Genomic DNA, 20,808 nt, shown 5'->3' with positions numbered 1-20,808 from the left:
AAAAGCAAGACTCGCGCAGCGCAAAACCGTTTAAGGTTAGGAGAAGGAAAACGGCATAATACCAAACTAAGCCGCAGAATATCGAAGAAATTAACCCACATAATACTAAAAAATGTACTTTGGTAAGGTAGTACAATGGTACGCCAGCCCTATTATGTGGCTTTTAGCCAGCCTCTTTTTAGATTGCGGTTGAGATCAAGAACGGACCTAAAATTAACATTGTTTCACTGCTGGCGGCTTGAGACATAGATAACGTCATCTAATCCGCCAAGCAATGGCAAAATACACGGATTAATATTTAAAAAAGATAGAAATTAAAGCACTTCAATTAACTGCTCTAACCCTGCTGCAGCTTTAGTCGGTATAAACTCAATCACCTCAAAATCGGCAACATCAGCAATAGCGAAAGGATCTTGCTGCAAAATAATCTCTAACACCGCGCGAGTTGCCGCGACAGCTAAAATAACACCGCCAGTACGCGGTACTTTGCGACCCGAAGCGACAAACGTTCCTGCGGCATAATGCTGTTCAAGATAGGCAATATGGGCGGCTAAGTATAACTCTACTTCCGCAATGGGCTTTTTATAGGTGAGCGAAACAACAAACATAAAAATCCTTTAGTCGACTGATACGAAAATAAATAATTTAACGCTAAGCGTTCCATAAAGCGATCATAATTCTTTCAGTTTAAATATGATCCAGCTGGGTATTTGGGCTAGCTATATAGTGCATAGTATCTGACTTAGGAGTCAAACCAGCGGCATACGTTCTAGGGATTTATTATATAAGAATTTGATATAAGAACCTTAATCTTAAGCCGCAGACGGATAAGTAACCTTCCGCCTTTGCACCGAGCACCGGCTAATCGTCAGTAATAATACTGATAGTGAATTTACTAACGTATTAAATTACAATTACCTTATCATTGAGCATTTTCTTTTACTGCATAAAATGCTGATTCATTATTTTAAAACCAAGGTCAGATCTATGCCTCAATCCGCCGCAAATACTTTGGTCGTACTCGACTTTGAAACCACGGGACTGTCACCTAACCAAGGGGATCGCGCGATTGAAATCGGGGCGGTATTGATTGAAGATGGCGTGATCACCCAAAGATTTTCTGAATTAATGAACCCGGGATTCAAAATAAGTCGCTTTATTGAGGACTACACTGGGATCAGTAATCAAATGCTCAGCGATGCGCCGCCTTGCGATGAAGTGATGGCGCGCTTTGCCCGTTTTATCGCCAATCATAATTTAGTCGCTCACAATGCAGCCTTTGATCAACGTTTTTTAGATGCCGAGTTTGCTAAAATTCGCCACCGTTACCTTGGTCAATTTGGCTGCTCCTTACTGGTGGCAAGACGTTTATATCAAGCGGCACCTAACCATCAATTGGGTACCTTAGTGCGCTATAAACAGTTACCCACTGATGGCACCTTTCACCGTGCTTTAGCCGATGCCGAAATGACAGGCCACTTATGGCTGGCTATGCTAGCTGATCTAAAGCACGATTTCGGTCTCTGTTCGCCGACCTTTGAATTACTGCAAAAGCTCACCAAGAAAAGCAAGGCCGATGTACCACGCTTTTTAAGCCAGTACGCCGTTAAAGCCTAGCGGATAAAAATTGCATACCAAAAGCCGATAAGGTTAAATTATCGGCTTTTGGTTATTTAAGCTGAGTCTTCGAGTGATCGATCGTTTTATTTATCTGCAACCACTTAAGTCACTTACTCTCTATAGGAACTACGCGCCATTCAACGGGGTGTAATAAGCTCGTGGCTCACCTTTTATCTACTAATAAGCTTAAGCACACAGTCGACAAAAATCTCGCCGGCTAAATTTCAGTTTTTACACTCAGGACTGTCACTGTGGCTTAACGCATCATCTAAAAAGTGAATAATTTATGCCAAAGAGACATCAAATGCTCAGTCACAACCAAACCATTATTAATCGTTATCACTGCCAATTAACGACACAGACTTACAAATCACAAAGTGAATATTTTGCGCTAACTGCCACTTCAATTTATGCTTGTAATCTAGTTAGTTGTCATGGCCGAGCATAATAATATCATCAGCTTTATCACTGCCTTTATAGTCGGTGTGCCAATTACTTGACTTTCCGCTTAAATACCAAGTTGATCAAGTAAATCATCGGCTTCAGCGTTATCAATGGTATTGGACGTAATTGCAGGCTTATCTGCATTTTTTACCAAAGATGAGACATTTGAGACTGAGCCTTTATTCGCACCTATTGTGCTGTGTTGTTCTAAAAGACTGTCGGGATCAAATTCTTCATCATATACAAACTCATCTAAACGAATAAACTCAGTTTTGTCCATGGCAAACTCGAGATAGAAAATATGATTGTTTTCGGTTCTAAATGATACTCTGCGAGCAACAGCGTCATCAAGATTAGCATCAATAGAGATAGTTAACTCTTTATTAATGGTCAACATTTTTGGTTGGCTTTGGCTAATTGAGGTTTGTAATTCTTTAGAAATTTTATTAATAAAATCTCCTAGAATTTGGTTCATCAGCTCACCCATCACGTTACTCACTTCATCAGAAGTATGCGAAAAGGCAAGTTCAGATTCAGGCATGCCCATATTGAGCATGTAACGACGGTAAATTTCAATTGCTGCAGATGAGGAAAAGTTAATCACCACCAGCCCTGAAAAGCCACCATCAAAAATAGAAAAACAACCCAGATCGGGTTTCAGGCGAGTGCGCGCAATACCCTGCACCATACCGGCATGGGTGACATTACTGGCGCTAGTGTTGGATAAGACGTGGGCAACTGAATGACACAGTTTCAGTAAAATATCATCCGAGGTTACGATAGTATTATTGGTCATAATTGATTCTCAAACTGAATAATGGGTTAATCTTGCGCGCAAATACTTTAAAAATCAAAGTTAAAACAATTAATTAGCCTAATGTCAGTAGACTGATGGCATTAACATAAATATAACCTATTGATATCTAATAGAACAAGTGACGCTTTAGGTGTTAAGTAGCAGTAACGTTGTGACACCAAGCTCACTGTGCTTAATAAAGCGCCATATTTAAATTTACTCTCCCTAATAACCTGCGTTAGATCAAATAAAATGATCTTTATTAAGGGCTTTAATTGAATTAGTAGGTGAGTTGATTCAATTGAAAATGATTCGCGGGTATATTAGCAGCCAACAATCATGCCTCAAGGAACACCAATGATCCCATTTTTGCGCCGCTTTACCATTTTACAACGCTTAATGATGATGCTCCTTATTGCGGCTTTGGGCACTGTGTGTTTTGCTAGTTTTTCGATTAAGGAGCAATACAGCAATTTAATCGAGCAAAAATGGTTACAGATCGATGGCCAACTCTCCAACGTATTAAGCGTAATAGATGTATATCGTCAAGATGTCGGTAAAGGTAGGCTCAGCGAAGACGATGCTAAAAAAGCTGCCGCTGATTTAATCAATAAAACTCGCTTTTCAGGCTCCGGCTACTTCATTGTTATTGACGATAAGAATCAAATCCTTGCCCATGGTGAGAATGCGAGCCTTATTGGCACCTCTGCATTAAATTTTAAGTTACCAAATGGCGGTAATCCATTAGCCACTATGCTGCCATTAGCGCGCGCGCAATCGAAAACGACCCTCGAATACCCCATTGCAGACCCTATGACCAGAGCCATAGAAGATAAGCTCGCACAGGCTAGTTATTATCCGCAATGGGGCTGGACGGTGATAACAGGTGCCTATTTAAGCGATGTAAAAACAAGTTTACAATCTATCATCATCGATTACTTGATCATTATGTGTTTGATTTCCGTTCCGATTTTTGCTTTTTTTCTGGTACTCAATCGCTCAATTACTTCTCCGCTAAATGATGCCATTGATGCTCTGGAAAACATTGCCCAAGGTGAAGGTGATTTAAGTCAGCGCATTAGTACCCAAGGTAAAGATGAAATCGCTCACCTCGCCCGCGCTTTTAATCTATTTGCCCAAAAAATTGGTGATATGGTGGGCCAGTTACAACCTTTGGGGCAAGCATTAGATTCCGATGCCAAGCAATTATTAATTGCAGTTGAAGAGTCAAATCAAAGTACCGATCACATACACAGAGAAACCAGTAGTGTGGCCACCGCAATCAATCAAATGCTCTCAACTACACATGAAATGGCGAGTAATACACAGCAAGCAGCTGATGCCGCCAATAGCGTGAAAGATCAAGCGCAGCAAAGCCAAATCGTTATCGATAACACAGTTAATAACACTGAAAAGCTGGTGGCAGAATTAAAAGCCTCTGAAGTCATTACTCAAAAACTGGCTGTGGCTTCTCAGCAAATCGGTAACATACTCGATGTGATCCGCAGTATTGCCGAACAAACAAATTTACTAGCCCTTAACGCCGCGATTGAAGCCGCGCGCGCGGGTACTCATGGCCGAGGTTTTGCGGTGGTGGCCGATGAAGTTCGCGCCCTAGCGACTCGCACACAAGATTCGACTAATGAGATCCAAAAAATCATCAGTGAAATCCAATCTGGTGTAAGTTCAGTGATGAATAGTAATAATCAGACTCAACGTCAATCTGATGAATTACAAGCGCAAGCCTATGAAGCGGGTAAAGCGATGGCAGCGATACTGCAATTAATCGCACATATTAGTGATATGAATACTCAACTGGCCAGTGCCACTGAAGAGCAATCCCTTGTTACAGAGGAGATTAATCGCAATATTTGTAATATTTCCGAATTAACGGAAGTTTCTGTTAAAGCGAATGAGACTAACCGCCATGCAGCGCAGTCATTGCAAGACATTAGCCAAGGTATGTCAGGTACCCTAGGGCAGTTTAAAATCTAGCACTCCACCGATACAATTAATCAGGGAGCGATTACAATAAAGCTCCCTGATTATTCACTTTCACCCACCTTTTAAAAATAATGCTGGGATAGCACCAGTAACAGCTCAGAACAAATTCTCTGTCACTCCAGATCAGATATACGGTATGCTTTAGTTACAATACCCTTGCGAGTAACTGCCATGCGAATGACCTTAGCTGTTCATCCCGAACAATATACCATCCATAGCTTTAGCCCGAATGCCGTATTACCCAACGAAGTGTTTGCTCAAGATATTTATTTTATCGGTAAAACGCCTGAAGGCTTATCTTTAGTTATTTCTAGCGATATTATGCTCGACAGCTTAGAGCAAGAACCCGGTTGGCGCTGTTTTGAAGCGTTAGGCCCACTTGGATTTTTGACGACTGGACTTTTATCTAAAGTGTCCAGTACCCTAGCAGATGAAAATATCAGTATTTTTGCCATGTCGACCTTCGATACTGATTACATTTTGGTGAAACATAATCGACTTGACCTTGCTATTGAAGCTTTAAAAAAACAGGGCTACCACATCATAGAATCAAAAGACGAAGCGTAATACCTTCTTTAAATATGAGTTCAATTATTATGTACGAAAAAACGGTCACCATTATTGCTAAACATGGGATTCATACTCGCCCAGCGGCACTATTAGTTAAAGAAGCAAAAACCTTTGATTGCGATGTACTTGTCGAATGCAATGGTAAACAAGCTAGCGCTAAGAGCTTGTTTAAACTACAAACCTTAGGCTTATACTATGGCGTAACGGTTAAAGTATTTGCCGAAGGTGAGCAAGCACAACTTGCGGTAGATAAAGTATCCGAACTCCTTATTACCCTAAGTTAGTCCGATTATTTTCATGCTGTAATGTATTTATCCCTACTCTTTACAAACTCAACTGCACTCAATTAGACTCTCCACCGTAAAAGAGTAGTTAATTCAATGGTTAATTTAGGAATGAATATGTCAATTACGGGGATTATCGTGTCATCGGGAATCGCTTTTGGTCAAGCGCTTCACCTTATTCATGCCGAACACCATCTTGATTATCGTCCTATTCCTCTGTCTAACATTCCTCAGCAACAGGGTAAGTTTGTTAAAGCATTAGCCGAGTTACAAGCACAGCTGACATTTAGCCAGGCAACATTAAACAGTGACTCAGATAACTATCAATTAATTGAGGCCGACTTACTCCTATTGCAAGATGACGAGTTAATTGAGCAAGTTAATGACGCTATTCGAACACTACAATTATCAGCCAGTGTGGCGGTCGAGCGTATATTCGCTCATCAAGCTAATGAGTTAGCGTCATTAGACGATCCTTATCTTGCTAATAGAGCGCAAGATGTACGTGCATTGGGCCAAAGGGTTGTCGCGGCGATTAATGGCCACTTAGATCAAGGTTTTAAAAAATTCGATACCCCGACGATATTATTAGCCCAAGACTTAACCCCAGCCGAATTTGCGTTACTTCCCCGAGAAAATCTTTGTGGGATAGTGCTTAAAACCGGTGGCCTAACCAGCCATACCGCCATTTTAGCCAGAGCGGCAGGTATTCCGGCCATGTTAGGTTGCCAATTTGATACCGACCTCATTCCTAACGGCATGCCCTTAGTTCTCGATGCACTTAATGGCGAACTCTGTCTTAACCCAAACCCAGAACAACAAGCAAAACTTACCGTCACCTTTCACCATGAACAGCTGCGCCGCGCTGCACTACAAGCCTATAAAAATGTTCCTGCACAAACTCTAGACGGCCATCAAGTGGGATTAATGGCCAACGTGGGCAACCTCAACGACATCATCCATGTGAGTGATGTCGGTGCAGATGGCATCGGTTTGTTTCGTACCGAATTCATGTTGATGAACGTGAGTACCCTACCCGACGAAAAAGCCCAATACAGTTTATATTGCGAAGCGCTGCACGCGCTAGGCGGTAAAACCTTCACGATTAGAACGTTAGATATCGGTGCAGATAAAAAGCTGCCCTGCCTATATCAAGAACAAGAAGATAATCCCGCTCTAGGTCTGCGCGGTATTCGCTATACCTTGGCCCATACCGAATTATTCAAAACCCAATTAAGAGCTATTTTGCGCGCCGCCAACCATGGTCCTATCCGCTTAATGTTTCCTATGGTGAATCAAGTTGAAGAATTAGATGAGGTGTTTACATTAATCGCCCAGTGCCAAGATGCCTTAGAAGAGGAAGAAAAAGGCTACGGTGAACTCAGTTATGGCATCGTTGTTGAAACCCCAGCAGCGGTATTGAATTTACGCGCTATGCTACCCAGACTTGATTTTGTCAGCATCGGCACGAATGATTTAACGCAATATGTTATGGCCGCAGATAGAGCTAATCCGCAATTAACCCGTGATTACCCTTCATTATCCCCTGCTGTTTTAGCGTTAATTAATATGACAATACTCCAAGCTAAAAGCGCCAACGTTAAAGTTTCACTTTGCGGTGAACTCGCCAGCTCACCGCACATAACGCCGCTACTTATAGGCATGGGGCTTGATGAGCTCAGTGTTAACTTAAACTCACTCTTGGAGGTAAAAGCCGCGATTTGCCAAGGCAATATGCAACAATTTGCCACACTGGCACACACAGCATTACAACAAGATAGAATTTCAGATCTGCAGCAGTGTATAACAAGCTATAAATAGAGACATTTATTCGTTATGCTGCATCCATAGAAGAAAAACAATGACCAAAACAAGTATAAGAGGCGTGACATTATGGGATTTTTAAGCCGAATTAGGCGCTTGGTATCGGGTCAGTCTCAATTAGCTGGCGGTATCATGGTATATGCTCCTGTCTCAGGCGATATTGTGGCAATCGAAAAAGTCCCTGATGTGGTTTTTGCCGAAAAAATTGTTGGTGATGGCATCGCTATCGCTCCCAAAGGTGAATTAATTCTTGCACCTATCGACGGCACTATTGGTAAAATTTTCGAGACTAATCACGCATTCAGCATTGAATCACCCCAAGGTTTAGAGCTATTTGTCCACTTTGGTGTGGGCACAGTGGAACTTAGGGGCAGAGGTTTTACACGCTTGGCCGAAGAAGGCCAAGAAGTGAAAGTTGGCGATCCTATTTTGTCGTTTGATATTGATTACCTCAAAGATCAGGTCGACAGCTTACTGACACCAGTTGTGCTTGCGAATATGGAAGACATTAAATATCTCGACAAAGCCCAAGGCAGTGTTGTTGCCGGTAAAGACGTGATTTTTACAGTTCAGCTTTAGCTTAATGATTGCAATACATTCTTTACCAGACGATATGATTTACCGGAAAATATTATTTATCAGACAATATCGTCGGGGTGATTTCTACGAGAAGCGCCCTTTATGTTTTTAGGATAAATAAGCGATATGGTGATAAGTGTCTGAAAAACTGAGAACAAATTGTGCTGTCTTTTGATCGCATATTGCACTGGTTACATGTGATACACATTGCCACAATGTCTACAAAATCAATGCTTGCTAGCCAAGCGTCCATCCACACTGGAGCATCATTTTGACCATCTACGGTATTAAGAATTGCGATACAGTGCGTAAAGCACGCAAATGGATTGAAAATCATCAACTAACGGTTAATTTTCACGATTTTAGAGATGATGGTTTACGTCAAGAAGACCTCGAATTCTGGTGCAACACTTTAGGTTGGGAAACCATATTCAATAAGCGCAGCACCAGCTTTCGCGCATTGACCGACGCAGATAAAATCGATGTAGATCAAGTCAAAGCCATTAAACTCATGTTAGCGCAGCCAACACTCATCAAACGTCCCGTCCTTGTAGCTGGTGAACACGTATTAGTGGGTTTTAATGAAGCCGATTATAAAAGAGTATTCTCGCTATGATATCAGCTGATAATTACCCCGTGACTGAGCTCACTAAAGCATTAATCGCTCGCCCTTCGGTGACGCCACTTGATGAAGGCTGCCAAACCTTAATGGCAGAACGATTAAGTACACTCGGCTTTAATATTGAAGCGATGATATTTGAAGACACCACTAATATGTGGGCACGTCGTGGCAATGAAGGTCCATTATTTTGTTTTGCTGGCCACACAGATGTGGTTCCGACAGGCGATGTAAATCGTTGGCACACCCCGCCTTTTGTGCCCACCATTATCGATGGTTATTTATATGGCCGCGGCGCGGCAGATATGAAAGGTTCATTGGCAGCAATGGTGATTGCCACCGAACGATTTGTCGTAAAACACCCCGATCATCATGGCTCTATCGCCTTTTTGATTACCAGCGATGAAGAAGGCCCATTTATCAACGGCACAACACGGGTCATTGATACCTTAGAGGCCCGCAACGAGAAGATTACTTGGGCACTTGTCGGTGAACCGTCATCAACCCTAAAACTGGGCGATGTTGTTAAAAATGGGCGCCGTGGTAGCTTAACCGGCAACCTAACAATTAACGGGATTCAAGGTCACGTGGCCTATCCGCACCTTGCCGATAATCCGATTCATAAAGCGGCGCCTTTTTTAGCTGAACTTAGCCAAATGCACTGGGACAACGGCAATGAGTTTTTTCCGCCTACCAGCTTTCAAATCGCCAATATCAATGGTGGTACTGGCGCATCAAATGTGATCCCTGGCGCACTAGAGGTGATGTTTAACTTCCGCTATTCTACCGAAGTGACCGCCGAAATTTTGATTGAGCGCGTTGAAGCATTATTGAAAGCCCATGAGCTTGATTATAACATCAGCTGGATTTTTAATGGCCTGCCATTTTTAACCGGTGATGGTCCATTACTTGATGCAACCCGTATCGCGATTCGCCAAGTCACAGGCTATGAAACCGACCCTCAGACCACTGGTGGCACATCAGACGGACGCTTTATCGCGCCAACGGGTGCCAAAGTGCTAGAACTGGGCCCCGTTAACGCCACTATTCACAAAGTAAATGAATGCGTTAAAGTGGACGACCTTGAGCAGTTAGCCCTGTGTTATGAAATCATCTTGGAACAACTGCTGTGTTAGCGCATCTTGATATTCGCCCCGAACATGCACGGCTTTATGGCTTAACCTCCTCAGACTTAGTGGAGTATTTAAGCCCACATCACCGTGGGTATCATAGCTTTTGGTTAGAGCCCAACACTGCCATTGCCTTTAATGCGATGGCAGCAAAAGCTAACGAAGCGGGTATAAAACTGGCTATCTGCTCTGCCCACAGACCATTTGAAAGGCAACTCGCTATTTGGAATGCTAAGGCCAGCGGCAAACGTGCGGTGTTGGATATTAATGAACAAACGGTAAATATTCAGGGCTTGAGTGACGACGCTATTGTCGATTTAATTCTACTTTGGTCGGCGCTTCCGGGTGCATCCCGTCATCACTGGGGCACTGATCTTGATGTATTCGATGCGGCGACAATTGATATCAAAGCGCTGCGTCTTATTGAAGCAGAATATGTCGAAAATGGCCCCTGCGCCAAACTGCATGCTTGGTTGCTGGAAAATGCCTATGATTTTGGCTTTTATTTTCCCTTCCAACGCGGACAAAGTGCGGTGAGCCCAGAACCTTGGCATATCAGCTATTTCCCTGTGTCACAATTATTATTGCCTCAATTTGATCGCTCTGAATTGGCTATCCTGTTAGCCAACAGTGATATGTTGCTCAAACATGCCGTACTCACCCGTTTAGATGCGCTCATAGATGAATACGTGTTGCGTATTGCTCAGCCCTAGTCACGAGTATTAGTCAAGGTTAAGGCCAATGACATCGTTAAGGTTTGGGCGTAACATAATGATATATTTGATTAAGTAGGTTTTATGGATTTTTCTTCACACTATCAACTGTGCACGATTGCCGAGCGCAATCTAAGTTATCTCGATATCGGCACTGGCCCTGTATTGTTGTTCGGTCACAGTTATTTATGGGACAGCGCCATGTGGGCGCCACAAATCGCCGCCTTAAGTGGCCATTACCGCTGCATAGTTCCGGAACTTTGGGGCCATGGTCAGTCTGATTTACTCCCCGATAACTGCACGACCCTACTTGATATTGCCGATCATATGTTGGCCTTAATGGATGCCCTCGAAATTGATAACTTTAGCATCATTGGGCTTTCTGTTGGCGCGATGTGGGGTGCTGAACTGGTACTCAAAGCGCCGGCAAGAGTTAACGCTTTAGTCATGCTAAATAGCTTTATTGGTTTTGAACCGGAAGTGACTCGTGCTAAATATTATTCCATGCTGGATACTATCGCTGCGGCGAACGCTATACCTGCGGCGCTTATCAGCACCATTTCACCCTTGTTTTTCGCTAATCATACCATCGATAACGCACCTGAGCGTATGACCGCTTTTGAGCGTTCTCTTGCAAGTATCACCGTGGAAAAAATTCCGACAATTGTTAAACTAGGACGGATGATTTTTGGTCGCCGCGATACGATGGAATATGCTGAGCAGTTTACGCTACCTTGCCTTATCATGGCGGGGGTTGAGGATAAGATACATAGTGTATTAGAAAGCTATTTGATGAGTGACAGCATTGATGGTAGCCAACTGGTGCATATTCCGTTAGCAGGACACATTTCAACGCTTGAGCAAGCTGAGTTTATCAATCAGCATTTAGTCGCCTTTCTGGCGCGTTATCTATAAAACCGTCCCATTAAGGGACTGCATTATAAAATGTGCACAGAGCCAAAAATAGCAAACATCATTAACATTCAATCCGCTAATGTTGTCACGCATTGGATAGACCAGCACAGAAAATTTTACTGTTATACTCTTGTTTAAAGAGTGCTGCCTGCAAGAGCTAGAGCATTAGAAAGTCATTTTACATGTTAACAAAACAATAGGTTACAATGAAACTACTTAAACCTCTATTCGACAATAATCGCCGTTGGGCCGGACGCATACGCCAAGAAACTCCTGATTTCTTTGAACAATTAGCTAAACAGCAACATCCTGAATACCTGTGGATTGGTTGCTCTGATAGTCGCGTACCGTCTAACCAAATCATCGATCTTATGCCTGGTGAAGTCTTTGTTCACCGTAATATCGCTAACATGGTGATTCACACCGATCTTAACTGCTTATCTGTGCTGCAATATGCCGTTGATGTCCTTAAAGTAAAACACATTATGGTTGTCGGCCATTACGGCTGTGGTGGCGTGCGGGCAGCTATGGGTCAGCAACGCTTAGGGCTTATCGATAACTGGCTTGGACATTTACGGGACATCTACCGTATCTATCAAGAAGAATTGTTACAAATGGATGAAGCTAAACGTTTTGATCGCCTGTGCGAACTTAACGTAATTGAACAAGTTGCTAATGTAACCAGTTCAACCATAGTGCAAGAGGCATGGGATCGCGGCCAAGAAGTGGCTGTGCACGGCTGGATTTACGGTATTGATAACGGCTTACTCACAGATTTAGATGTCACGGTTGACCGCGAACATGGATTAGCCCATCCACGTTAATGATTCGCTTTTGGGCGGGTGGCATCATGCTAAGTTCGCGTAAAAATTAAATAAAACCTGCCTCTGTGCAGGTTTTATTCTTACATGGCTGTTTTTAACAATTAAACATCGCAAGGGGCTTTTACCCCAGTTATAATCCGCCTATACGTTATCAACATTAAAGATACGCACAACATACTCTGCTGCCAATGCTAGAGTCATGGGCGTAGGAAATTATCGCTAACATGTTGATGACTTTTTCTGTCGTATCTAACCGCTATTACACATCAACAGTGCTCATAGCGAGCCCTTTTGTAGTCTAAACAGTATGTGCCTGATAAAAATAGGATAATTTGATGAATGTCACTCTTTTAATCCCCGCTCGTTATGCTTCAAGCCGCTTTCCGGGTAAACCCTTAGCACTGATTAATGGCAAACCTATGATCCAACATGTGTATGAACGCGCATCGTTAGCCAAAGGTCTGACTAACATTTATGTCGCGACCGATGATGATCGCATTAAGGCGGTTGTTGAAGGTTTTGGCGGCAATGTTGTTATGACCAGCCCAGATGCAGCATCAGGTACAGATCGTATCAATGAAGCGATAAGCCTCTTAGGGCTAAAAGATGATGATTTAGTCATCAACCTGCAAGGCGACCAGCCGCTGATTAATCCCACTTCTATTGAACAGTTAATCAATCTATTTAAAGATCACCCAGGTGAGTTTGAAATGGCCACTTTAGGTTTAGTGATTGATAATAAAGCCGAGCTTGATGACCCAATGCATGTGAAGATGGTGTTTGATAACAACGACTTTGCCCTTTATTTCTCCCGTGCTCGCATTCCCTTTGGTCGCGATACGCAAGATTACCCTGTTTATAAGCATTTAGGCGTTTACGCTTATACCCGCAAATTTGTACAAGCTTTTGCCGCGCTGCCATTAGGTCGCCTAGAAGAACTAGAAAAACTTGAACAATTACGCGCCCTAGAACATGGTTATAAGATCAAAATAGCGATTAGCGATTTTGATTCTGTCGAAGTCGATGTGCCAGATGACATTCGTAAATGTGAGCAAAGATTAGCGGCTAAGTAATTGCATTGTTGGTCTTTTTGAAATAGGAGCTGAGTATGTCAACCTTAGAAGTTTGGATCCTGATTATTTTGATCCTTGGTGTCATTGCCAGTAATCTTGCCGCACTCAAATACAGTGCTAAGTTTAAGCTGCCGCAATTTGGTCAGCATGGCAAAGATAAACAGATAAAGACAAGCGATGACGATCCTGATAAAACGCCTAGTGAAGCAGATAATGACACATCATTACAGCCAACCTCAGCAACAGAGACGAGTTCAGAGCCTAATACAAAGGATCGCAAAGAGTAATCAGTGCTTAAGCGTGTTTATTTTATGGTTTTTAAAAAGGCGCTAAATGCGCTTTTTTAATAAAATAATTAAACCTAAACGCTTTAAAGCCAATTGTTAGATTTGTCTTTTCGCGCAAGCACACAATAAATAATGAAAAAATAGCCCGAACAAGTCGGGCCATAATGCACATTATATTAGTGACTCACACTGTATGTTTTATAACACTGGTGATTTTTTCGCGTTATTTTTCTCGGCGGCGAGTCGACGCTGTGCTTCTTTCTGCTCGCGGCGGGCTTCAATCACTTGATTTACATCGCTGCCGATGTGCGCTTCATTACGGGCTTTGGCTAGATTCACTTGGCGTTCACGCTCAACAAAACGTTTGCGCTGCTCGTCAGAAATTTTATCAATACAATGTGGGCAGCTCACGCCTTGCACATAAGCTGGGCTCTGTTTTTCAACTTCAGTGATAGGCATACGACAAGCATTACATTGATCGTATTGGCCTTTCTTTAAATCATGATTTACCGCAACACGATTATCGAATACGAAACACTCGCCTTCCCACAGGCTTTCTTCGGCTTTGACTTCTTCAAGATATTTAAGAATGCCGCCCTCAAGATGGTAGACCTCTTCAAAACCTTGCTCTTTCAAATAGGCGGTTGATTTTTCACAACGAATACCACCAGTGCAGAACATTGCCACTTTTTTATGTTTGGCAGGATCAAGATTCTGCTTCACATATTCAGGGAATTCTCTGAAGGTTTCGGTGACTGGGTTAACCGCATTTTTGAAGGTGCCGATTTGAACCTCATAGTCATTGCGAGTATCGACTAAAATCACATCGGGATCTGAGATCAGCGCGTTCCAATCTTGTGGCTTAACGTAAGTACCAACGACTTTTAAAGGGTCAATCCCTTCAATGCCCATAGTCACGATTTCGTTTTTCAATTTAACTTTAGTGCGATAGAACGGCATTTCATCGTCAAATGACAGTTTATGAACAATCTTATCCAGACTATTTTGGCTATTGAGCCAAACTAATAGTGCTTCGATAGCTTGTTCAGTACCTGCGACGGTGCCATTAATCCCCTCACTTGCCAGTAGTAAAGTACCTTTGATTTCGGCCTGTTCCATCATTTCGAGCAATGGTGCTCGAATCGATTCAAAATGCGGTAACGACACAAATTTATATAACGCACACACGACAACTTTAGCCATAACACCCTCTTTGCTGGCTGGAACTTCATTTCCAGTGCATAAACACATTAACCATCTGTAGATTTGCTACAGATCCCAAAATAGCGCAGAATTTTACCTGAGTCACAGCCAGATAAACACAGATAAAATGCTGGGTCTGTTATTCTTTACGTATATGAGTGATAAAAACAATGTGTTGAATACAAATTAAACACAAATATATGTATTAACACGGTACTATCTGCGCCTTTCATAAGCCGCATTCCTGCCAAGGCTTTTTCAAACTAATAACACAAGTGAGGAGTCCTGTATGGCTTTAGCCGTTCTGTATACTTTCCGCCGCTGCCCCTATGCCATACGGGCGCGTCTTGGATTATTACTCGCTCAATGTAATCTAGAAATCCGCGAAATTACACTTAAAGCCAAACCGCTAGAGATGCTGGCCGTGTCACCTAAAGGCACAGTGCCCGTGCTAGTGTTACCGAACGGCGATGCCATAGCCCAGAGCCTTGATATTATGCGCTGGGCACTCATGCAGCGCGATCCATTAGATTTGTTATGCCATAAAAATCCTGCAGCTGCCGATAAAATGGCCTTACTTATCGAACAAAATGATGTGCAATTTAAACCATGGCTTGATCGCTATAAATATAGCGATCGTTACCCTGAGCAAACGCAAGCAGATTATTACCGACAGGCGAGCTGTTTTCTCATACAACTGGAACATTGCCTTAGTGAAACGCCATTTTTAGTGAGCCATACACCTCGCCTCGCCGACTATGCCATCGCACCTTTTATACGCCAATTTGCCGCAGTAGAAACTAAACATGTGCTGAGTGATGACTTTCCTGCTGTAGCCACATGGTTAGAGCGATTAATGTCTAGCGAAATATTTATTAGCGCCATGCATAAACATGTGATCTGGAATGCTAGTCATGCGCCGATTTACTTGTTAGGAGATTGGTAAGCCAATAAATTAAAAGGATTATTGTGATTTTATGTTATGGATATTAATCCGCCGTTCGAGTAAAGTGCTGATTACTGGGCAACATAGCTAAATAAAAAGCCACCGCTCTTAATGTCTCAAGAGCGTGAATGAGAAAATACAAGGATACGTGCGTTGGAACATATGGATATCAACATCATAATTATGCTGACAGGATTGCTGTTATTACATTGTCTATTCGCCTTTAGAGCCTTCAACAGTAGAGTCAACCTCAGCACAAATAAGAAATGCTTCTGGTGTTTACTCAGCCTGATACTTGGCCCTATGGGTTACTATGCTTACCACGGTTTTATTCCACTAGATAGAATTCTTAAAGACTAAACGGGAACAAAACCTAAGCCCCATTCTATTGATAAGTTACTGGCGAAAAAAATAGCGCAACCTTAGTTACGCTATTTCTAGAATATTTTTTACGAAAGATATCATTATAAAATTAAGCACTACCGCCTATAAACGCCAAGCGTTAACTATAAATGGCTGTGTAGTAATACTGAGTCATCCGGAATCTTTTGAATAACAGGTGCTTGCCCTTCGGCCAAAGCCTGTTTGTAACTCTGATTCATTTTAAGAGCAAGGTATAAATCAGGCCGGATCAAAATCCCTCCTTCACCCGTATGCATACCAGCTTGCTCGAACCATCCCAGCATCTGCCGCTTGCGACCCGCTAAGACTAAACGTACTCCACGCTTTTTAAGTAACTGATGTAAATCAGCTAACATCGCCATCACACTTAAATCTAAATGTGTAAAACAAGGTACCGCATCAATAATTATGCAATCAACCGGCTCCGACTCACGTACAAATCGCTCTAACAAACGGCGCTTAAAATAGGCTGCATTGAAGTAGGTTAATGGAGAATTAAAACGGTAGATAAACACACCTGGAACTGACTTTGCTTTATCCGAATCATCAATACTACGAATAACGCCCTTATGATCCAATCCAAGCACTTGATCTGTTGGGCGCATAACCGTCGCCAAGAATTGGAATAAGCCCAGTAATACCGCCAAGGTTATCCCCGGGATGACCCCAATAAACAATACCGAGAACAACGTAATTGAGGCTAATAAAAAAGCAGAACGATCCCTTATGCGCAGGTTCCATAACGACTTTAAATCAATAAGTGAAATAGAAGCAATCACCAGTACCACACCCAAGGCGGCACTCGGAATATACTTTAGCGGCTCGGTAAAAAAGAGTGCTACGATGCCAATTAACACCGCAGCAATAATGGATACTAATTGACTTTTACCGCCATTGGCATCGTTAACGGCGGTACGAGAATCGGCACCGCTCACAGCAAAACCTTGGGATAATGCCGAGGCTATATTCGCTAAACCTAGCGCCCTAAATTCTTTATCGGCATCGATATCATAACCATTTTTTGCTGCAAAGCTTCGCGCTGTCAGCATCATACTGACAAAGCTTACCATGGCCAAGTTAAGTGCGGGGATCACAAGCTCACGGGTAATACCTAAATCAAAAGCAGGGACTTGAAAAGTAGGTAACCCTGCGGCAACCTCCCCCACAACGCTAATATCCAGACTTGTTAGGTTAAACATCCAAACCAGAAAAGCCGCCATTGCCATTGCACACATTGAAGCTGGCCATTGGGGACGAAAATGTTTGAGTAAGGCGTAGGTTGCCAGCGTTACAATTCCCATAGACAATGTTGGCCAATGGGTTTTTGATAAATAAGAAGGGGTAAGGCTGAGGCGTTCAATGAGATAACGCTCATCAAAGGTAAAACCAAAAATTTTTGAAAATTGGCCAACAATAATGGTAATCGCGACCCCGTTAAGTAATCCCATCAAAATCGGTTTTGAAAGAAAATCAGCAAATACACCGAGCTTAAAACGACTCGCAATAAGGCACCAAAAACCCGTCATAGCCGTCATGGTCATGACTAACTGCCAATGTTTCATACTGTCGCCCGCTGCAAGCGGCGTAACAACAGCTGCAATCACTGCGCAAGTTGCCGCATCAGGCCCTACAATGAGCTGCCTGGAGGTACCAAAAAAGGCGTACACCAACATAGGTAAAACACAAGAATACAAGCCAACAGCAGCATTCACACCGGTCAATTGGGCATAAGCAATTGCAACGGGTAACGCCACCGCAGCAACAGATAAGCCAGCACGGACATCGTCCCTTAACCATTGTTTTTCATACTGCAGCATTTGCGCTAAACCTGGCATAAATGAAACTAAACTGGGAAACTTCACGCGATAACCTCCATATATTCACTCCCAAGTTAACTGACCGAGCTTGGAATAAGCTCTGAGTCTCTACAGCTTATCTTCTCTTTCTCTGCGTTAACCTTACGGCTAATAGCCCGTGATTCGGTATGCAAACTCACCTTGATAACGAAAAAACTACATCTGTAGAATGAGTTTTGTAAATAACGTAATAAGATTAATCCGTTATAACAGCCACTATACCCAGTTAAGATTAAATAATACTTGAAATACCTTAGGCTGAGTACAACTACCCCAAAAATGATGACCTTTAGACCTCCTTAGTCAAAAAGTCACCAATACTAATATTGCTTATGGCATAAAGCCAATCATTACCCAAGTTTGTTTGGTGCTAACTTTCTATAAACGATAATCTTAGTGGTATTAAACGCCATTAACGCAAAATCATCGGCAGTGATATTAATAGCAAACTGCCCATAAACCAGTTGAAATGGCGTTTACGTCTATCGGTATTAAGCTTTTTACTGATCGCCGCCCCGACAAATACCCAAGTGAATGAGGCGGGAAAACCCACTAAGTTAAACACTAAGACTCCCAGAAAAGCACTTAACCAGAAACTATCACCGCCTAATGTAAAAGCGCTGCACAAAGTAATCGTCGACATCCAAGACTTGGGGTTAATCCATTGGAATAATGCGGCTTCAATCAGCGTCATCGGTTTTCGACCGTCATCTAAATTCGTATTATGTACTGGCAATGTCACTAATTTGTAGGCTAGATAAAGCAAATACACTAAAGCAAAATACTTTAATATTTGATGAAATATAGGCATTACTTCGAACAAGGCGCCGAGTCCGAATAATACCGAAAGATGTAAAGAGGTTGAACCTAAGCGTATCCCTGCAATATGCGGTACGGTACGTAGCACACCAAAGTGCGCCCCTGAACTGGCCAGTAACACATTATTAGGCCCTGGAGTCATTGTCATCGTGGCGCAAAATAGCGCCGTTGATGCCATCAACGTCCATAGTTGTGGATCGTGGAGTAATGCGGTATTCATAATCGCCCTAGTATTGTATGCATACATTTATTGACATAAACAGATGCAATAAATAATATACAGACAATATTAGAGATCAATGGATTTATTGTCATGGGTACAATCTGGACACCGGATCTAACCGAATTTTCAGGCCCTAAATATCAGCGCTTAGTCAGCGCCATAGAACAAGGCATATTACACAAGGTGTTACCCCAAGGCAGTAAACTGCCACCACAGCGCCGTTTAGCCGATATTTTAGGAATTACTATTGGCACAGTAACCCGTGCCTATGCGCTGGCTGAGCAACGCGGTTATGTGCAAGCACGTGTCGGAGATGGTACTTATGTTAATACTGCCCCAATACCTGAACTTGGTAACGTACAGCTGAATATGGCAACCTGTCAGCAGCCTCTGACAGATCAAATCAGCACCCTAAGCGATTGCCTCAGCCAATTGGCGAAAGACCCAACTAAACTCAGTCAGTTACTGGGTTATCGTGCTGGCCCATTAGATCAACACCAGCAAGTATTTCATCAATGGCTTAACCAACGCGGTATACAACAAACTCCTGAGCAACTCATTTTCACCCATGGCGGACAGCAAGCCATTTTTGCCTGTTTGAATGCTTTTTTATCGACGGGTGATGTACTGCTACACGAGCAATACAGCTATCCTGGGGTGAGAATTTGCGCTAAACAACTCGGCATAACCAGCATTGGCGTACCGCTCACCCATGAAGGGGTCGATCTCACCCGCTTTGAGGTGTTATTACAAACTCACCATCCAAAAATTGTTTATCTCACCCTAAATAACCAAAATCCCACTTGCATTCAATACAGTGAGTCTCAGCGACAAAAAATCCTCGAACTGGCAGAGCAGTACCAGTTCTATATTATTGAAGATGATGTGAATTATTGTTTGCCCGAAGAATGGCATTCTCCCCTGTGGCAATTAGCAAAACAGCTGGCTATTCCACGGGTCATTTATATTTCTAGCTTATCGAAATTATTTTCTGGTGGTTTAAGACAAGGTTTCATTCTGGTCCCAGAAGCCCTTATCGCCCAAGTACGCCTCGCGATTCATAGCCAATGTTGGATGGTGTCACCACTCAATATTGAAATTGCATGTCAGTTAATTAAGAAAGGACAAATCACTGCAGATAGAGATGCCATTGTGCGCCAGCGCCAAAACCTCTGTGTTGCTATGGGTGAAAGGTTAGAATTAACCCAAACTTGGCGAGGACTCAACGGTTGGTTACAACTACCCGAAGATATTAAGGCGCATCATCTTGTAACCGCTCTGGCCGCAAAAGGTATATTAATTCGTAATGGCGATGATTTTAATTGCCATGATAATTTTATCCGCTTGAGCCTGGGCGGCGCTGAAAATAATGCACAATTTCAGCAAGCAATTGACTGTATTGAAGCTACTATTCATTCTTTGGTGCAAAATGCCTATTCCGTGGTATAAAAAAGACTTAATAGCTTGTAAATAAATTATTTTACTCATCGTGGCTGAGATGAAATTAATTCACACATAATGAGGCGCTGCAGATAATTAATATTGAGGACGACCCCTGTGCACAAGGTTTCTTAAAAAACGCGTAAACACGAGAGACAACTTAGTTACAATTTAATCGACAAAACAATGTAAAAAAATTACCGCAAAGATTGGTTTATTTAGCAGAGCACTTTACTA

21 protein-coding genes are annotated in these 20,808 nt (G+C 42.6%); 16 read left to right on the top strand and 5 right to left on the bottom strand.

What is annotated here, in order from left to right:
• Positions 1 to 314: 314 nt before the first annotated feature.
• A complete protein-coding gene (locus tag BW947_RS13370; protein ID WP_076500371.1) occupies positions 315 to 608 on the bottom strand; it encodes a YciI family protein in 294 nt (97 codons plus the stop codon).
• Positions 609 to 987: 379 nt separating this feature from the next.
• Between BW947_RS13370 and BW947_RS13365 the strand changes: the two genes are divergently transcribed.
• Positions 988 to 1,617 (top strand): 3'-5' exonuclease, encoded by a 630-nt coding sequence (locus BW947_RS13365; RefSeq protein ID WP_076500369.1) that lies wholly within the window; start codon positions 988 to 990, stop codon positions 1,615 to 1,617.
• A gap of 511 nt (positions 1,618 to 2,128) precedes the next feature.
• On the opposite strand, the gene BW947_RS13360 is transcribed toward BW947_RS13365, so the two are convergent.
• Positions 2,129 to 2,860 (bottom strand): DUF3334 family protein, encoded by a 732-nt coding sequence (locus tag BW947_RS13360; protein WP_076500367.1) that lies wholly within the window; start codon positions 2,858 to 2,860, stop codon positions 2,129 to 2,131.
• Positions 2,861 to 3,217: 357 nt separating this feature from the next.
• Here BW947_RS13360 and BW947_RS13355 point away from each other — a divergent pair, with 357 nt between their 5' ends.
• The 12 genes from BW947_RS13355 to BW947_RS13300 all read left to right on the top strand — a co-directional run bounded on the left by BW947_RS13355 (position 3,218) and on the right by BW947_RS13300 (position 13,682).
• The gene (locus BW947_RS13355; RefSeq protein WP_076500365.1) at positions 3,218 to 4,855 is read left to right on the top strand and encodes a methyl-accepting chemotaxis protein; all 1,638 of its coding nucleotides are present in this window, start codon (positions 3,218 to 3,220) and stop codon (positions 4,853 to 4,855) included.
• Positions 4,856 to 5,035: 180 nt separating this feature from the next.
• Entirely contained in the window at positions 5,036 to 5,431 is a 396-nt protein-coding gene (locus BW947_RS13350; protein ID WP_076500363.1) for an ACT domain-containing protein, read from the top strand.
• 29 nt (positions 5,432 to 5,460) lie between these two features.
• The gene (locus BW947_RS13345; RefSeq protein ID WP_076500361.1) at positions 5,461 to 5,718 is read left to right on the top strand and encodes an HPr family phosphocarrier protein; all 258 of its coding nucleotides are present in this window, start codon (positions 5,461 to 5,463) and stop codon (positions 5,716 to 5,718) included.
• A 117-nt stretch (positions 5,719 to 5,835) separates the two neighbouring features.
• Positions 5,836 to 7,539: a phosphoenolpyruvate--protein phosphotransferase gene (ptsP, locus tag BW947_RS13340; RefSeq protein WP_076500359.1), complete on the top strand. Its 1,704-nt coding sequence runs from the start codon at positions 5,836 to 5,838 to the stop codon at positions 7,537 to 7,539.
• 72 nt (positions 7,540 to 7,611) lie between these two features.
• Positions 7,612 to 8,121, top strand: a complete 510-nt coding sequence (crr, locus tag BW947_RS13335; protein ID WP_076500357.1) for a PTS glucose transporter subunit IIA — start codon at positions 7,612 to 7,614, stop codon at positions 8,119 to 8,121.
• A 271-nt stretch (positions 8,122 to 8,392) separates the two neighbouring features.
• On the top strand, positions 8,393 to 8,737 hold the full coding sequence (locus tag BW947_RS13330) for an ArsC family reductase (protein WP_076500355.1): 345 nt from the start codon (positions 8,393 to 8,395) through the stop codon (positions 8,735 to 8,737).
• A complete protein-coding gene (dapE, locus tag BW947_RS13325) occupies positions 8,734 to 9,876 on the top strand; it encodes a succinyl-diaminopimelate desuccinylase (RefSeq protein ID WP_076500352.1) in 1,143 nt (380 codons plus the stop codon). The genes BW947_RS13330 and dapE overlap by 4 nt, the downstream gene beginning before the upstream one ends.
• The gene (locus tag BW947_RS13320) at positions 9,870 to 10,583 is read left to right on the top strand and encodes a M15 family metallopeptidase (RefSeq protein ID WP_076500350.1); all 714 of its coding nucleotides are present in this window, start codon (positions 9,870 to 9,872) and stop codon (positions 10,581 to 10,583) included. Before dapE ends, BW947_RS13320 begins: the two co-directional genes overlap by 7 nt.
• Before the next feature lie 84 nt (positions 10,584 to 10,667).
• On the top strand, positions 10,668 to 11,498 hold the full coding sequence (locus tag BW947_RS13315; RefSeq protein WP_076500348.1) for an alpha/beta fold hydrolase: 831 nt from the start codon (positions 10,668 to 10,670) through the stop codon (positions 11,496 to 11,498).
• Positions 11,499 to 11,704: 206 nt separating this feature from the next.
• A complete protein-coding gene (gene can / locus BW947_RS13310; RefSeq protein ID WP_076500346.1) occupies positions 11,705 to 12,322 on the top strand; it encodes a carbonate dehydratase in 618 nt (205 codons plus the stop codon).
• A gap of 335 nt (positions 12,323 to 12,657) precedes the next feature.
• Positions 12,658 to 13,395, top strand: a complete 738-nt coding sequence (gene kdsB, locus BW947_RS13305) for an 8-amino-3,8-dideoxy-manno-octulosonate cytidylyltransferase KdsB (RefSeq protein ID WP_076500344.1) — start codon at positions 12,658 to 12,660, stop codon at positions 13,393 to 13,395.
• Positions 13,396 to 13,430: 35 nt separating this feature from the next.
• Entirely contained in the window at positions 13,431 to 13,682 is a 252-nt protein-coding gene (locus BW947_RS13300; protein ID WP_076500342.1) for a DUF2897 family protein, read from the top strand.
• A gap of 198 nt (positions 13,683 to 13,880) precedes the next feature.
• On the opposite strand, the gene trhO is transcribed toward BW947_RS13300, so the two are convergent.
• Entirely contained in the window at positions 13,881 to 14,885 is a 1,005-nt protein-coding gene (gene trhO / locus BW947_RS13295) for an oxygen-dependent tRNA uridine(34) hydroxylase TrhO (RefSeq protein ID WP_076500340.1), read from the bottom strand.
• A gap of 289 nt (positions 14,886 to 15,174) precedes the next feature.
• On the opposite strand from trhO, the gene BW947_RS13290 reads away from it, so the two are divergent.
• Together BW947_RS13290 and BW947_RS18930 are read left to right on the top strand one after the other, a co-directional pair.
• Positions 15,175 to 15,831 carry a glutathione S-transferase gene (locus BW947_RS13290; RefSeq protein WP_076500337.1) on the top strand — a complete coding sequence of 219 codons (657 nt, stop codon included), beginning with the start codon at positions 15,175 to 15,177 and terminating at the stop codon, positions 15,829 to 15,831.
• A 162-nt stretch (positions 15,832 to 15,993) separates the two neighbouring features.
• Positions 15,994 to 16,191 (top strand): hypothetical protein, encoded by a 198-nt coding sequence (locus tag BW947_RS18930; protein ID WP_076500451.1) that lies wholly within the window; start codon positions 15,994 to 15,996, stop codon positions 16,189 to 16,191.
• Positions 16,192 to 16,337: 146 nt separating this feature from the next.
• Here the strand turns inward: BW947_RS18930 and BW947_RS13280 are convergent, their stop codons facing one another.
• The gene (locus BW947_RS13280) at positions 16,338 to 18,095 is read right to left on the bottom strand and encodes a SulP family inorganic anion transporter (protein ID WP_076500334.1); all 1,758 of its coding nucleotides are present in this window, start codon (positions 18,093 to 18,095) and stop codon (positions 16,338 to 16,340) included.
• Between the two features lie 406 nt (positions 18,096 to 18,501).
• A complete protein-coding gene (locus BW947_RS13275; protein WP_076500332.1) occupies positions 18,502 to 19,128 on the bottom strand; it encodes a LysE family translocator in 627 nt (208 codons plus the stop codon).
• A 93-nt stretch (positions 19,129 to 19,221) separates the two neighbouring features.
• Between BW947_RS13275 and BW947_RS13270 the strand changes: the two genes are divergently transcribed.
• Entirely contained in the window at positions 19,222 to 20,580 is a 1,359-nt protein-coding gene (locus tag BW947_RS13270; RefSeq protein ID WP_076500330.1) for an aminotransferase-like domain-containing protein, read from the top strand.
• The last annotated feature ends 228 nt before the right edge of the window (positions 20,581 to 20,808 follow it).

Origin of the sequence: Shewanella morhuae (assembly GCF_900156405.1) — a bacterium.
GTDB classification, from domain to species: domain Bacteria; phylum Pseudomonadota; class Gammaproteobacteria; order Enterobacterales; family Shewanellaceae; genus Shewanella; species Shewanella morhuae.
The sequence above is the reverse complement of the archived record's forward strand: the minus strand, read 5'-3'. Positions and strand labels throughout refer to the sequence as shown.

Coding starts and splice junctions, on each gene's coding strand:
- BW947_RS13370 (WP_076500371.1), bottom strand. CDS start 608: ATGTTTGTTGTTTCGCTCACCTATAAAAAGCCCATTGCGGAAGTAGAG.
- BW947_RS13365 (WP_076500369.1), top strand. CDS start 988: ATGCCTCAATCCGCCGCAAATACTTTGGTCGTACTCGACTTTGAAACC.
- BW947_RS13360 (WP_076500367.1), bottom strand. CDS start 2,860: ATGACCAATAATACTATCGTAACCTCGGATGATATTTTACTGAAACTG.
- BW947_RS13355 (WP_076500365.1), top strand. CDS start 3,218: ATGATCCCATTTTTGCGCCGCTTTACCATTTTACAACGCTTAATGATG.
- BW947_RS13350 (WP_076500363.1), top strand. CDS start 5,036: ATGCGAATGACCTTAGCTGTTCATCCCGAACAATATACCATCCATAGC.
- BW947_RS13345 (WP_076500361.1), top strand. CDS start 5,461: ATGTACGAAAAAACGGTCACCATTATTGCTAAACATGGGATTCATACT.
- ptsP (WP_076500359.1), top strand. CDS start 5,836: ATGTCAATTACGGGGATTATCGTGTCATCGGGAATCGCTTTTGGTCAA.
- crr (WP_076500357.1), top strand. CDS start 7,612: ATGGGATTTTTAAGCCGAATTAGGCGCTTGGTATCGGGTCAGTCTCAA.
- dapE (WP_076500352.1), top strand. CDS start 8,734: ATGATATCAGCTGATAATTACCCCGTGACTGAGCTCACTAAAGCATTA.
- BW947_RS13315 (WP_076500348.1), top strand. CDS start 10,668: ATGGATTTTTCTTCACACTATCAACTGTGCACGATTGCCGAGCGCAAT.
- can (WP_076500346.1), top strand. CDS start 11,705: ATGAAACTACTTAAACCTCTATTCGACAATAATCGCCGTTGGGCCGGA.
- kdsB (WP_076500344.1), top strand. CDS start 12,658: ATGAATGTCACTCTTTTAATCCCCGCTCGTTATGCTTCAAGCCGCTTT.
- BW947_RS13300 (WP_076500342.1), top strand. CDS start 13,431: ATGTCAACCTTAGAAGTTTGGATCCTGATTATTTTGATCCTTGGTGTC.
- trhO (WP_076500340.1), bottom strand. CDS start 14,885: ATGGCTAAAGTTGTCGTGTGTGCGTTATATAAATTTGTGTCGTTACCG.
- BW947_RS13290 (WP_076500337.1), top strand. CDS start 15,175: ATGGCTTTAGCCGTTCTGTATACTTTCCGCCGCTGCCCCTATGCCATA.
- BW947_RS18930 (WP_076500451.1), top strand. CDS start 15,994: ATGGATATCAACATCATAATTATGCTGACAGGATTGCTGTTATTACAT.
- BW947_RS13275 (WP_076500332.1), bottom strand. CDS start 19,128: ATGAATACCGCATTACTCCACGATCCACAACTATGGACGTTGATGGCA.
- BW947_RS13270 (WP_076500330.1), top strand. CDS start 19,222: ATGGGTACAATCTGGACACCGGATCTAACCGAATTTTCAGGCCCTAAA.